This is a genomic window from Actinomadura rubrisoli (genome assembly GCF_004349215.1).
Taxonomy (GTDB): Bacteria; Actinomycetota; Actinomycetes; order Streptosporangiales; family Streptosporangiaceae; genus Spirillospora; species Spirillospora rubrisoli.
Genome location: NZ_SMKU01000088.1, coordinates 15,531 through 28,291 on the forward strand (window position 1 = coordinate 15,531; position 12,761 = coordinate 28,291).

Below are 12,761 nucleotides of genomic sequence, written 5' to 3' on the forward strand. Positions count from 1 at the left end.
ATCTGGCGCCGGGGATCAGGCGCGCAGCCCGGCGCGTAGCCTGGACGGAGAGCGACCGAATGACCCGCAGAGTAATCGGTTCGTTACGGCGACGGTCCGGCCGTAACGGTGGAACTATGCCTGACGTGCGTGATTGTGTCCGGGGGTCGGCGGTCGCGGCGGGGGTTCTGCTCGTGGCCGTCCTCCTCGGCCTGCCCGCCCGCGCCGCCGTCCCGCTGCCGGATCCGGAGTCCGGGGAGAGCATCCCCACCTACGACGTCGTGCTCACCCTCCGCACCGACGGCATCTTGCAGGTCAGGGAGACGATCACCTACGACTTCGCCCGGGGCGGCGAGCACGGGATCGTCCGGCGCGTCCCGTTCCGCCACGCCGACCGGCTCTACGACGTGCGCAACGTCAGCACCAGTTCCTCGACCGGCGCCCCGGCCCGCGCCAAGACGCTCAAGCTGCTGCACGACGTGCGGATCAGCGTCGGCGACCGGCACCGCAAGGTCACCGGGCGGCAGGCGTACGTGATCGAGTACGAGATGGCCTGGGTGTTCACCCCCTACGCCGATCACGACGAGCTCGTCTGGGACGCGATCGGGACGAGCTGGGACGTCCCGATCGGCAACGCGGCGGTCCGGGTGGAGGCGCCGGTGCCGCTGCGGTACGCGAGCTGCCAGGCCGGGGCGGCCGGCGAGACCACCCGCTGCCTGCGCGACCGCGACGGCCCGTACGCGGTGGACTTCACCCAGAGCGGGTTGCGCCCGCACGAGGGGATGACGGTCCGGGTCAAGCTGCCCAAGCGGGCGATCGTCGTGCCGCCGCCCCGCTACGCCCCGCCGCACTGGACGGGGAGCTGGCCCGGGACCGCGGTGCTCGCCCTGGCCGTCGGCGCGGCGGCGCTGGCGGCCCGGCGTCCGGTGCCGGGGCCGGGGCGGAGGACCGGCGCGGCGCTCGCGGCGATCGGCGGGCTGCTCGTCGCGGCGGACGTCGGCGACGACGTCCTGGAGCGCGGCCCGTGGGCGTTCTCGCTGGGAGACCGGTGCCTCGCCGGGCTCGCCCTCATGATCGTCGGAGGGGCCATCGTCCTCGCCGGCCGGTCGCCCACCGATTTCGGACGCCCCAACTCGCAGCGGGCGCTCTCCGGGAGGATTAGAGTTGATCGGTCGGGAGGCGAACCCTTCGCCTCGGACGGCCGTCTACCTGGGTGACGGGCGTGTGGACCGGGCCGGCGGCGCGAGCCGGGGCCCGCGGCGGCGGGGACATCGGCGAGGGGAGGCGCGGGGGAGTTGCGGGAGTACCTGCTCACCATCCTGGCCGCCGCCCTCGTGTCCTACCTGCTCACCCCGGCCGTGCGCCGGTTCGCCGTCTGGTTCGGCGCGCAGGCCGTCCCCCGCGACCGCGACGTCCACGTCATCCCGACGCCCCGGCTCGGCGGCCTCGCGATGTTCGGCGGGATGGTGGCCGCGCTGATCGTCGCCTCGGGCCTGCCGGAGATGCGCAAGGTCCTCGCGGACAGCGACATCAGCGTCGGCCGGGCGCTGCTGCTGTCGGGCGGGCTCATCGTGCTGATCGGCATCGCCGACGACCGGTGGGAGGTGGACGCGCTCACCAAGTTCGCCGGGCAGGTCGCGGCCGCCGGGATCTTCATCATGCAGGGCATCCAGATCTATGTGATCCCGCTGCCCAACGGCGAGCCGCTGTCGCTGCCGCCGGGCTACGGCGTGCCGCTGACCGTCTTCGTCGTCGTCGCCACCATCAACGCGGTCAACTTCATCGACGGCCTGGACGGCCTGGCCGCCGGCGTGGTCGGGATCGCCGCGCTCGCCCTGTTCTCCTACGCCTACATCCTGTCCAAGGTCAACGGCGTGACCACGCTGAGCAGCGCGACGCTCACCGCCGCGGTGCTGTTCGGGATGTGCGCGGGGTTCCTGCCGCACAACTTCAGCCCGGCGCGGATCTTCATGGGCGACACCGGCTCGATGCTGATCGGGCTCCTGCTCAGCGGGTCCACGATCACGCTGACGGGCCGCTTCGACCCGGTCATCCTCGCCAACGGGCTCTTCCCGTTCTACGTGCCGCTGCTGCTCATCCCCGCGGTGGCGGCGGTGCCGTTCATGGACATGCTGCTCGCGGTGTGGCGGCGCACCAACCAGGGCCGGTCGCCGTTCTCGCCCGACAAGCAGCACCTGCACCACCGCCTGCTGGAGCTGGGCCACTCCACCCGCCGGGCCGTGCTGATCATGTACTTCTGGGTGGGGCTGCTGGCCTCCGGGCTGATCGGGCTCACGCTGTTCGACCACGCGTGGAAGACGCTGGGGGTCACGCTGGTGGTGGCGATCGCCGGGATGCTGCTGATGCTGGCCACCCCCTGGCGCCGCCGCCGGGGCGGCGCGGCCGAGCCCGGGCCCGGCGGGCACGGCGACAAGGACCGCTCCGCCGAGCGCCCCAGAATGCCCGTCTAACCGGGACGTCCCCCGGCTGCTGGACCGCGTCCGCGACGGCGGGCGAAGTGACCGGAGAGTGACGGTTTGCGAAACGTCTGCGGACGGACGTGTAAGGGCGGATCCCGCGGGTAGAGAGCGTGCACTCCGCGCGCGTGTCACGCGGTGTGGCCGCCGGTCCGGCGCGGCGGCGGCGCGTCCAGGGGCGTTCCCCGGAATCGGTGTCCTGACCTGGGTTAAGGTCCGTGGTGCGAGTGCGGCCCGTGGGTGGGTCCGGCGTCGGCCGAGGCGGTTACCTCTAGGGTAATTGTGGACAATCCGGACGCTTGTGATACCTTTCACGAACAAGAGACGAACACTGAACGTGACCAGCCGGAGCCCTGATGCAACCTTCCGACGCCCGGATCCTCCGCGGCGCCGCGATCCCGACCGTATCGGCCGGGGTGGGCGCCGTTCTGATCGGCCTGCTGGTCGCCGGCGCCAAGGGCGCCTTGGCGGCGGCACTGGCCACCGTCGTGGTGACCGCCTTCTTCTCGATCAGCGCCCTCGCGGTGTCGTGGGCCTCCAAGGTCTCCTCGCAGACCATGATGCTGGCCGCCCTCGCGAGCTACGCGGTCAAGATCCTCGCGGTGATGGTGCTGGTCACGTCCATGGACGGGGTGTCCCTCTGGAACACCACGGTGTTCGGCTGGTCGGTCGTGGGCCTGGCCCTGGCGTGGATCGCCGCCGAGTTCCGTGTCGCCCTGCAGAAGGGGAGGCCCTACATTGACGAGCCCGAGAACGCGCTGGACCGGAGTCCTTGACCATGGCCCCGCGGACGGTGCCGGCATCTCTGGACTACTCCAATATGACCACCGACTGTATGGCCTGCTATCGTCCGGAGCGCGATGAGCGAGCAGAAACCTCGGCCGGAGGACGGTCAAGGGGAATTCGCCGACGCCGCTTGGTCCATGCCCGCGTATCTCCTCTCAGGGATGTTCATCTGGGGTGGCCTGGGCTGGCTGCTGTCCAAGTGGACGGGCCTGGTCTGGTTCACCCCGATCGGCCTGATCATCGGTGTCGTGCTCGCCATCTACCTGGTCTACGTGAAGTTCGGTCGCCATTCCCTCTGAGCGGCCCCGCCGCCGAGGAAGCCTGCGTGATCCACCACATTCATGAAGGGAACGCCGCGTGAACGCGCTGACGGTCCTCGCCTCCGGCGAAGAGGAGTTCGTGGCCCCCGGAGTCGAGCTCTTCGACTTCCCGCCCCTCTTCGCGGGCGGCCCGGCCTGGCTCACCAAGCCCGTCCTGTTCGCGGTCATCGGCGCGCTCGTCACGTGCGCCATCGCATGGAGCGCGTTCGCCAAGCCGAAGCTGGTGCCCCGGGGCATGCAGAACATCGGCGAGATGGGCTACGTCTTCGTGCGCGACCAGATCGGCCGTCCGTTCCTCGGCAAGAACACCGAGCAGTGGATGCCGCTGCTGATGTCGCTGTTCCTGCTGATCTGGGTGTGGAACATCTTCGCGGTCATCCCGGTCGTCCAGTTCCCGATCGCCTCGCACATCGCGTTCCCCGCGGTCCTGGCCTTCAGCGTCTACTTCCTCAAGATCTACCTGGGGATCAAGCACCAGGGCGCGGCGAAGTACTTCTCGAACCTGATCCCCAAGGGGCTGCCCAAGCCCATCTACGTGCTGCTGGTGCCGATCGAGTACCTCTCGACCTTCATCCTGGCGCCCTTCACGCACGCCGTGCGACTGTTCGCCAACATGTTCGCCGGCCACATCATCCTGGCGTTCTTCAGCCTCGTCGGCTTCTGGTTCCTGTTCGAGAAGCCCACGGCCGCCGGGTTCGGCGTGGGCATCATCGGCGTGATCATGACGTGCGTGATGACCGCGTTCGAGATGTTCATCCAGTTCCTCCAGGCGTTCCTGTTCACGATGCTGGCCGCCATGTACATCCAGAGCGGCCTGCACGCGGACCACTAGGCCCGACCGACCACCTCGATAGCCAGACCGGCTCGACAAGCCAGACCGGCGGACACTCCGCCGGCCGACAGAAAAGGAAGAACCATGACGGGAGTCCTCGCCGCCGTCGAAGGTAACGTCACCGCCATCGGGTACGGCCTCGCGGCCATCGGCCCCGGTATCGGCGTCGGCATCATCTTCGGCCAGGGCGTGAACGCCATCGCCCGCCAGCCGGAGCTCACCGGTGTCATCCGCACCAACATGCTGCTGGGCTTCGTCCTCACCGAGGCGCTGGCCCTGATCGGCCTCGTGGCGCCCTTCCTCTTCAAGAGCGTCTGATCGCGGGCCGGACCTGAGGAAGGGCTGAAGACATGATCACAGCGGCTTCCGTTCTAGCGGCGGAGGAGAGCAACCCCCTCATCCCGCACACGTACGAGCTCGTCGTCGGCATCTTCTCGTTCCTCGTCGTCGTCCTCGTCGTCGGCAAGATGCTCACCCCGCGTATCCAGAAGACGCTGGAGGAGCGCACCGACGCCATCGAGGGCGGTCTGAAGCGGGCCGAGCAGGCGCAGGAAGAGGCCCGGCAGACGCTGGAGCAGTACAAGGCCCAGCAGAAGGACGGCCAGCTGGAGGCGTCCAAGCTGCGCAAGAAGGCCGAGGACCAGGGCGCTCAGATCATCGCGGAGATGAAGGAGCAGGCCCAGGCCGAGGCGCGCCGCATCATCGAGGCCGCAAAGGCCCAGATCGAGGCGGAGCGCCAGCAGGCGCTGCAGTCGCTGCGGGCCGAGATCGGCGCGATGTCGGTCGACCTGGCCGGCCGCGTGGTGGGCGAGTCCCTTGAGGACAGCGCCCGCCAGAGCCGGGTGGTCGACCGCTTCCTTGAGGAGCTTGAGGAGCGCGCCCGCACGCAGGAGCAGATCACATCATGACCATCACGGGAGCGGTGAGCAGGGCGTCGCTGGCCGAGGCGAAGGAGCGTTTCGAGGCGACTGCTTCTGGCGACTCCGACCTGGCCACGCTCGGTGGCGACCTGTTCGCGGTGCTGCACCTGATCGAGCGCGAGCACGGCGTGCGCCGGGCGGTCTCCGACCCGGCGCGGGACGGCGCCGACAAGGCGCAGCTCGTCCGGATCCTGCTGGAGGGCAAGGTCTCACCGGTCGCTCTCGGGCTGGTCGCCGACGTCGTCCGGCTGCGCTGGTCGAAGCCGTCGGAGCTGTCGGACGCGGTGGAGATCCTCGCGGTCACCGCCGAGTCCGCCCGCGCCGAGGCTGAGGGGCGCATCGACGACCTGGAGGACGAGCTGTTCCGGTTCTCCCGGGTCGTCGAGGGCGAGGCCGCGCTGCGCGGCGCCCTCGCCGGTCCGGGCCTGCCGGACGAGCGCAAGCTCGGGCTGGTCGAGGCGCTGCTGGAGGGCAAGGTCACGCCGTCCGCGCTGGCGCTGATCACCGAGCTGGTGCTGCACCCGCGAGGACGTAGCCTGGAAGGCGGGCTCGCCGAGTACGGCAGGATCGTCGCCCAGCGCAGGCAGCGCCTGGTCGCGCTGGTGCACACGCCGGTCGAGCTGACCGAGGCGCAGCGCACCAGGCTCGCCGCGGTGCTCGCCGCCGCCTACGGGCACGAGGTACATCTGAACATCGAGCTGGACCCCACCACGATCGGCGGCCTGTCGATCGAGATCGGGGACGAGATCATCGACGGCACGATCGCCGGACGGCTGGACGATGTCCGCCGGCGGCTCGGCACCGGCTGACGCCGCCGAGCTGACCCCAAAGGGAGCAAGAGAGGAATCATGGCGGAGCTGACGATCCGTCCGGATGAGATCCGGAACGCGCTGGAGCGCTTCGTCCAGTCGTACGAGCCTGAGGCCGCCGCGCGCGAAGAGGTCGGCACCGTCGTCGATTCCGGCGACGGTATCGCCCACGTCGAGGGGCTGCCCTCCGCGATGGCGAACGAACTCCTGGAGTTCGAGGACGGTACCCGTGGCCTGGCTCTGAACCTGGACGTGCGTGAGATCGGCGCCGTTGTCCTGGGTGACTTCAGCAAGATCGAGGAGGGCCAGAAGGTCCGCCGGACCGGAGAGGTCCTCTCGGTCCCGATCGGCGACGGCTTCCTCGGCCGCGTCGTGGACGCGCTGGGCAACCCGCTGGACGGCAAGGGCCCGGTGGAGAGCACCGAGCGCCGCGCGCTGGAGCTGCAGGCCCCGACCGTCGTGCAGCGGCAGTCGGTCGGCGAGCCGCTGCAGACCGGCATCAAGGCGATCGACGCGATGACCCCGATCGGCCGCGGCCAGCGCCAGCTGATCATCGGTGACCGGCAGACGGGCAAGACCACCGTCGCCGTGGACACCATCATCAACCAGCGGGAGAACTGGCTCTCCGGCGACGAGAAGAAGCAGGTCCGCTGCATCTACGTCGCCATCGGCCAGAAGGGCTCCACGATCGCCAACGTCCGCCGCTCCCTGGAGGAGGCCGGCGCGCTGGAGTACACCACGATCGTGGCGGCCCCCGCATCCGAGCCGGCGGGCTACAAGTACATCGCCCCCTACACCGGGTCGGCGATCGGCCAGCACTGGATGTACCAGGGCAAGCACGTCCTGATCGTCTTCGACGACCTGTCGAAGCAGGCCGAGGCGTACCGCGCGGTGTCGCTGCTGCTGCGCCGCCCGCCGGGCCGCGAAGCCTACCCCGGTGACGTCTTCTACCTGCACTCGCGTCTGCTGGAGCGCTGCGCGAAGCTGTCGGACGACCTCGGCGCCGGCTCGATGACGGGCTTCCCGATCATCGAGACCAAGGGCAACGACGTGTCGGCCTACATCCCGACGAACGTCATCTCGATCACCGACGGGCAGTGCTTCCTGGAGACGGACCTGTTCAACCAGGGCGTCCGTCCGGCGATCAACGTCGGCATCTCGGTCTCCCGCGTCGGCGGCTCGGCGCAGATCAAGGCGATGCGCAAGGTCGCCGGCACGCTGCGCCTCGCGCTGTCGCAGTTCCGCGACCTGGAGGCGTTCGCGGCGTTCGCGTCCGACCTCGACGCCGCCTCGCGCGCCCAGCTCGACCGCGGCGCCCGCCTGGTCGAGCTGCTCAAGCAGCCGCAGGGCAGCCCGTTCCCGGTCGAGCAGGAGGTCGTGTCCGTGTGGGCGGGCACCTCCGGCGAGCTGGACGAGGTGCCCGTGGCGGACGTGCGCCGCTTCGAGCGCGAGTTCCTCGACTACGTCGAGCGCGAGGAGGGCGGCCTGCTCACCTCCATCCGGGAGACCGGGCAGCTCTCCGACGACGGCCTCACCAGCCTCAAGAACGTCATCACGGAGTTCAAGAAGGGCTTCCAGACCAGCGAGGGCGACCTGCTGGGCGCGGACGAGCCCGCCGAGGCGATCGAGGACGAGGCCGGCGAGCAGGAGACGATCACCCGCGTCAAGAAGGACTGACGGCCATGGCCGCACAGCTACGCCAACTCCGGCAGCAGATCAAGACGGTCAAGTCGACCGCCAAGATCACGCGTGCCCAGGAGATGATCGCCACGTCGCGGATCGTCAAGGCCCAGCAGGCGGTGGCGGCCTCCAAGCCGTACGCCGACCAGATCACGCAGGCCCTGACGGCGCTGGTGAGCCATCACGTCGGCATCGACCACCCGCTGCTGCACGAGCAGCCGGCCGACAACCGCAGCGCCGTGCTGATCGTCACGAGCGACCGCGGATTCTGCGGCGCCTACAACGCCAACGTGATCCGCGAGGCCGAGTCGCTGATCGCCGCGCTGCGGGAGCAGGGCCGCGAGCCGGTCCCGTACGTCATCGGCAACAAGGGCATCACCTGGTACCGGTTCCGGGGCCGGGAGGTCGCCGAGAACTGGCACGGCTTCAGCGACCGGCCCGCGTTCAACGACGCGGAGCGGATCGGGCGGCGGCTCGCCGAGGACTTCCTCAAGACCGACGCCGAGGGCGGGGTCGGCGAGATCCACGTGGTCTACACCGAGTTCGTCTCGATGCTGACGCAGAGCGTCCAGGTCCGGCGGCTGATGCCGCTGGAGATCGAGGAGAGCGCGGACTCCAAGGTCCCGCCGGCGTACGAGTTCGAGCCGTCCGCGCAGGCCGCGCTCGACCTGCTGCTGCCCAACTACATCGAGAGCCGCATCTTCCACATGCTGCTGCAGTCGGCGGCGTCGTTCCAGGCGTCCGTCCGGCGGGCCATGAAGTCGGCCACCGACAATGCCAACGAACTGCTCGGGGTCTACACGCGCCAGATGAACCAGGCGCGGCAGGCCGCGATCACCCAGGAAATCAGCGAGATCGTCGGTGGCGCTGACGCGCTCGCCGATTCTGGCGGGGAGTGAGAAGGGTATGACTGCTCAGGTAGAGACGGCGACCGCGACCGGGCGCGTCGCCCGGGTCATCGGCCCGGTCGTCGACGTGGAGTTCCCCGCCGACGCCATCCCGGACATCTACAACGCCCTCAACGCGCAGGTGACGCTGGGCGGCGAGGAGAAGACCCTGACCTTCGAGGTCGCCCAGCACCTGGGCGACAACATGGTCCGGACCATCTCCATGCAGCCGACCGACGGCCTGGTCCGCGGCGCCCCGGTGAGCGACAGCGGCAAGTCCATCGCGGTGCCGGTCGGCGACATCACCAAGGGCCACGTGTGGAACGCCCTCGGCGAGGCGCTGGACGTCCCGACGGCGTCCCTGGAGGTGAACGAGCGCTGGGGGATCCACCGCAAGGCCCCCGCGTTCGACCAGCTGGAGTCCAGGACGGAGATGCTGGAGACCGGCATCAAGGTCATCGACCTGCTGTGCCCGTACGTCAAGGGCGGCAAGATCGGCCTGTTCGGCGGCGCGGGTGTGGGCAAGACCGTCCTCATCCAGGAGATGATCCGCCGTGTCGCCCGCAACTTCGGCGGCACCTCGGTGTTCGCCGGCGTCGGCGAGCGCACCCGCGAGGGCAACGACCTCTGGGTGGAGATGGACGAGGCGGACGTCCTCAAGGACACCGCCCTCGTGTTCGGCCAGATGGACGAGCCGCCGGGCACCCGCCTGCGGGTCGCGCTGTCCGCGCTGACGATGGCGGAGTACTTCCGCGACGTCCAGAACCAGGACGTGCTGCTGTTCATCGACAACATCTTCCGGTTCACCCAGGCCGGCTCGGAGGTCTCCACGCTGCTCGGCCGCATGCCGTCCGCGGTGGGCTACCAGCCGACCCTGGCCGACGAGATGGGCGTGCTGCAGGAGCGGATCACCTCGACGCGCGGTCACTCGATCACCTCGATGCAGGCGATCTACGTGCCCGCCGACGACATCACCGACCCGGCCCCGCACACCACCTTCGCGCACCTGGACGCCACCACGACGCTGTCGCGCGGCATCTCGGAGAAGGGCATCTTCCCGGCGGTGGACCCGCTCGACTCCACCTCGCGGATCATGGACCCGCAGATCCTGGGGAACGAGCACTACGCCGTCGCCCAGGAGGTCGTGCGGATCCTGCAGAAGTACAAGGAGCTGCAGGACATCATCGCGATCCTCGGCATCGACGAGCTGTCGGAAGAGGACAAGGTCACCGTCCAGCGGGCGCGGCGCATCGAGCGCTTCCTGTCGCACCCGATGTACGTGGCCGAGCAGTTCACCGGCCAGCCCGGCGTGACGGTGCCGAAGGACGAGACGATCGCCTCGTTCAAGGCGCTCGCCGAGGGCAAGTACGACCACCTGCCCGAGCAGGCGTTCTTCATGTGCGGCGGCATCGAGGACGTGGAGAAGAAGGCCAGGGAGCTGGAGAAGTGATCCGCTCCGGCGGGGCCGTCCCGGCAGGGGCGGCCCCGCCGGAACCGCTCCAGTGATCGGAGGAGAGACGGTGGCAACACTGAAGGTCGGGCTGGTCTCGCCGGAGCGCGAGCTCTGGTCCGGCGAGGCCAAGATGGTGGTCGCGCAGACCATCGAGGGCTCGCTCGGCATCCTGCCGGGCCACGCCCCGGTGCTGGGCGTCCTCCTCGACGGCAGCGTGGTGAAGATCGAGCCCGCGAACGGCGACGCGATGGTCACCGCGATGGTCGGCAGCGGGTTCTTCTCCGTCGCGAACGACCAGGTGTCGATCCTGGCCGAGCAGGCCGAGGTGAGCGACGAGATCGACGTCCCCGCCGCCCGTGCGGCGCTGGAGGACGCGCTCGCGGCCGGCGACGAGGGCGCGACGCTGGAGAGGCGGGCCCGGGCGCGGCTGCGCGCGGCGGGCATCGAGGCATAGAAAGCGAACGGCGGGGGGACTTGGGCGGGCACCTGGCACTGGATGCGGGCGGGGTGCTCGCCGCCGTCGTCCTGGTCGTGGCGCTGCTGTTCGTGGCGATGACCGCCCGCCGCTGGCTGTTCGTGCGTGGCGGCGGCACGGTCGAGTGCAGCCTGCGGGTGCTGCCCCGGGACGGCGCGCCCGGCGCGTGGCGGCTCGGCATCGGCCGCTACAAGGGCGACGAGCTGCACTGGCACCGCGTGTTCGGCTTTCGCAGGAGGCCCCGGCAGGTGATCCACCGCCGGGGCCTCGTCGTGTCCAACCGCCGTGGCCCGTCCCCGGACGAGGCGGAGGGCCTGCTGCCGGGCGTCGGGATCATCGAGGTCAGGGACGGCGACCTGACCGTCGAGCTGGCGATGGGCGCGTCGGCCCTGACCGGCTTCCTGGCGTGGCTGGAGGCGGCCCCGCCCGGCTTCCCGGTGGACCTGCACCCGCCCGACTGACGCCCGGATTGGTCTGCCGGTGGGCCGCGCACGGTAAGGCACCGGTATGGAATTGGTCTGCGGGCCTTCGTATCCGTTGAGACGGGCGGCGCCCGGGACGAGGATCGCTCCTGGTCAGCTCTCATCCCGTTCGCAGGAGTGCACGTGCGCCAGCTGCTCGTGGCCGCCACCGGTTCGTCCGTCGCCGTGGCGCTGTCGGCCGCCCTGATGTCCGGCCCGTCCGCCGGTGCCGTGCCCCCCGCGGGCGCCGCGCCTTTGCCGGACGGCGCGCCGGCCGGGCCGGATCTCGCCCGGCTGGTCACGCTCAAGGCCATCCGGCGGCATCTGGCCGCGTTCCAGGAGATCGCCGACTACAACGGCGGCAACCGCGCGGTGGGACGGCCGGGGTTCGACGTCTCGGTGCAGTACGTCGTGGGACGGCTCAGGCGAGCCGGGTACAAGCCGGTCGTCCAGAGGTTCACGTTCCCCTACTGGCGGGAGAAGTCCGCGGCGGCGCTCGCCCGGACCGCGCCGCACCAGGCCGCCTACAAGCGGGAACACGACTTCCTGACGCTGACGTACTCCGGGTCGGGGGACGTGACCGGGCGCGTGACCGCCGTGGACGTCCCCGCGTCCGGCGTGGGGACGAGCGGCTGCGAGGCCGCCGACTTCAAGGGCTTCCCCAAGGGCGGCATCGCCCTCCTCCAGCGCGGGGCGTGCACGTTCCAGAGCAAGGCGTCCAAGGCCAGGGCCGCCGGCGCCGCCGCCGTGCTGATCTACAACAGGCCCGGCGAGAAGGGGCCGATCGACGGGACCCTGGAGAGGCCGCAGGCCGTCCCGGTGCTCGGCATCACGAACCGGCTGGGCGCGGAGATGGCCAAGGAGGCGAAGAAGGGCGGCCTCAAGGTACGGGTGAAGACCGACGTCGCCCAGGGCAGGAAGCCCGCGACGAACGTCGTCGCCGACACGGCGCAGGGCCGGGCCGACAACGTGGTGCTGCTCGGCGCCCACCTCGACAGCGTCCGCAAGGGCCCGGGGATCAACGACAACGCGACGGGCGTGTCCACCCTCCTCACCATCGCCGAGAAGATCGGCGCGCTGGGCGCGAAGGGGCTGCGCAACCGGGTGCGGTTCGCCTGGTGGGGCGCCGAGGAGGAGGGCCTGCGCGGCTCCGGCCACTACGTGCGCGGGCTGAGCGACGCCGACCGCGGCAAGATCGCGCTGAACCTCAACTTCGACATGCTCGGTTCGGTGAACGGCACCCGGGGCGTGTACGACGGCGACCACTCCCGCCGCACCGGCACCAGGCCGCCCGCCGGCTCGGGCGCGATCGAGAAGATCTTCCGGGACTACTTCGCGAGCCGCCACCTCCCGACGACCGAGAGCGAGTTCAACGGCCGCTCCGACTACGGCCCGTTCATCGAGAAGGGCATCCCGGCCGGCGGCATCGACACCGGCGCCGAGGCGCTGAAGACGGCCGAGGAGGCCAAGACCTTCGGCGGCAAGGCCGGCAAGGCGTACGACCCGTGCTACCACGCCAAGTGCGACCGGCTGAAGAACGTCGACCTCAAGCTCCTCAACACCAACGCCGACGCCATCGCCTTCGTGACACAGCGCCTGGCCGGCCTTGCCGCCGAAGGTCTTGGCCTCCTCGGCCGTCTTCAGCGCCTCGGCGCCGGTGTCGATGCCGCCGGCCGGGATGA

14 protein-coding genes are annotated in these 12,761 nt (G+C 70.2%); all 14 read left to right on the top strand.

The features are described 5' to 3' along the window. Window positions 1-116 precede the first annotated feature (116 nt). The gene (locus E1298_RS18455) at window positions 117-1,196 is read left to right on the top strand and encodes a DUF2207 domain-containing protein (protein WP_165975534.1); all 1,080 of its coding nucleotides are present in this window, start codon (window positions 117-119) and stop codon (window positions 1,194-1,196) included. Between the two features lie 78 nt (window positions 1,197-1,274). Next, window positions 1,275-2,450 (top strand): glycosyltransferase family 4 protein, encoded by a 1,176-nt coding sequence (locus E1298_RS18460; RefSeq protein WP_131894846.1) that lies wholly within the window; start codon window positions 1,275-1,277, stop codon window positions 2,448-2,450. Window positions 2,451-2,812: 362 nt separating this feature from the next. Continuing rightward, complete coding sequence (locus E1298_RS18465; RefSeq protein WP_131894848.1) at window positions 2,813-3,232, top strand: Cg1360 family ATP-synthase-associated protein; 420 nt, start codon at window positions 2,813-2,815, stop codon at window positions 3,230-3,232. 171 nt (window positions 3,233-3,403) lie between these two features. Beyond that, window positions 3,404-3,541 carry a hypothetical protein gene (locus E1298_RS50400; RefSeq protein ID WP_243725653.1) on the top strand — a complete coding sequence of 46 codons (138 nt, stop codon included), beginning with the start codon at window positions 3,404-3,406 and terminating at the stop codon, window positions 3,539-3,541. Window positions 3,542-3,599: 58 nt separating this feature from the next. Next, the gene (gene atpB / locus E1298_RS18475) at window positions 3,600-4,394 is read left to right on the top strand and encodes a F0F1 ATP synthase subunit A (protein ID WP_131894852.1); all 795 of its coding nucleotides are present in this window, start codon (window positions 3,600-3,602) and stop codon (window positions 4,392-4,394) included. A gap of 84 nt (window positions 4,395-4,478) precedes the next feature. Next, a complete protein-coding gene (gene atpE / locus E1298_RS18480; protein ID WP_131894854.1) occupies window positions 4,479-4,712 on the top strand; it encodes an ATP synthase F0 subunit C in 234 nt (77 codons plus the stop codon). A gap of 32 nt (window positions 4,713-4,744) precedes the next feature. Then, window positions 4,745-5,302: a F0F1 ATP synthase subunit B gene (locus E1298_RS18485; RefSeq protein WP_131894856.1), complete on the top strand. Its 558-nt coding sequence runs from the start codon at window positions 4,745-4,747 to the stop codon at window positions 5,300-5,302. Then, complete coding sequence (locus tag E1298_RS18490; RefSeq protein ID WP_131894858.1) at window positions 5,299-6,123, top strand: F0F1 ATP synthase subunit delta; 825 nt, start codon at window positions 5,299-5,301, stop codon at window positions 6,121-6,123. The genes E1298_RS18485 and E1298_RS18490 overlap by 4 nt, the downstream gene beginning before the upstream one ends. A 39-nt stretch (window positions 6,124-6,162) precedes the next feature. Next, the gene (gene atpA / locus E1298_RS18495; protein WP_131894860.1) at window positions 6,163-7,800 is read left to right on the top strand and encodes a F0F1 ATP synthase subunit alpha; all 1,638 of its coding nucleotides are present in this window, start codon (window positions 6,163-6,165) and stop codon (window positions 7,798-7,800) included. A 5-nt stretch (window positions 7,801-7,805) separates the two neighbouring features. Beyond that, window positions 7,806-8,702 carry a F0F1 ATP synthase subunit gamma gene (locus E1298_RS18500; RefSeq protein WP_131894862.1) on the top strand — a complete coding sequence of 299 codons (897 nt, stop codon included), beginning with the start codon at window positions 7,806-7,808 and terminating at the stop codon, window positions 8,700-8,702. Between the two features lie 7 nt (window positions 8,703-8,709). Then, on the top strand, window positions 8,710-10,140 hold the full coding sequence (atpD, locus tag E1298_RS18505) for a F0F1 ATP synthase subunit beta (protein WP_131894864.1): 1,431 nt from the start codon (window positions 8,710-8,712) through the stop codon (window positions 10,138-10,140). 70 nt (window positions 10,141-10,210) lie between these two features. Next, entirely contained in the window at window positions 10,211-10,597 is a 387-nt protein-coding gene (locus E1298_RS18510) for a F0F1 ATP synthase subunit epsilon (RefSeq protein ID WP_131894866.1), read from the top strand. 20 nt (window positions 10,598-10,617) lie between these two features. Beyond that, complete coding sequence (locus E1298_RS18515) at window positions 10,618-11,079, top strand: DUF2550 domain-containing protein (protein ID WP_131894868.1); 462 nt, start codon at window positions 10,618-10,620, stop codon at window positions 11,077-11,079. Window positions 11,080-11,223: 144 nt separating this feature from the next. Continuing rightward, a partial coding sequence (locus E1298_RS18520; RefSeq protein WP_131894870.1) for a M28 family peptidase occupies window positions 11,224-12,761 on the top strand: 1,538 nt, incomplete at its 3' end.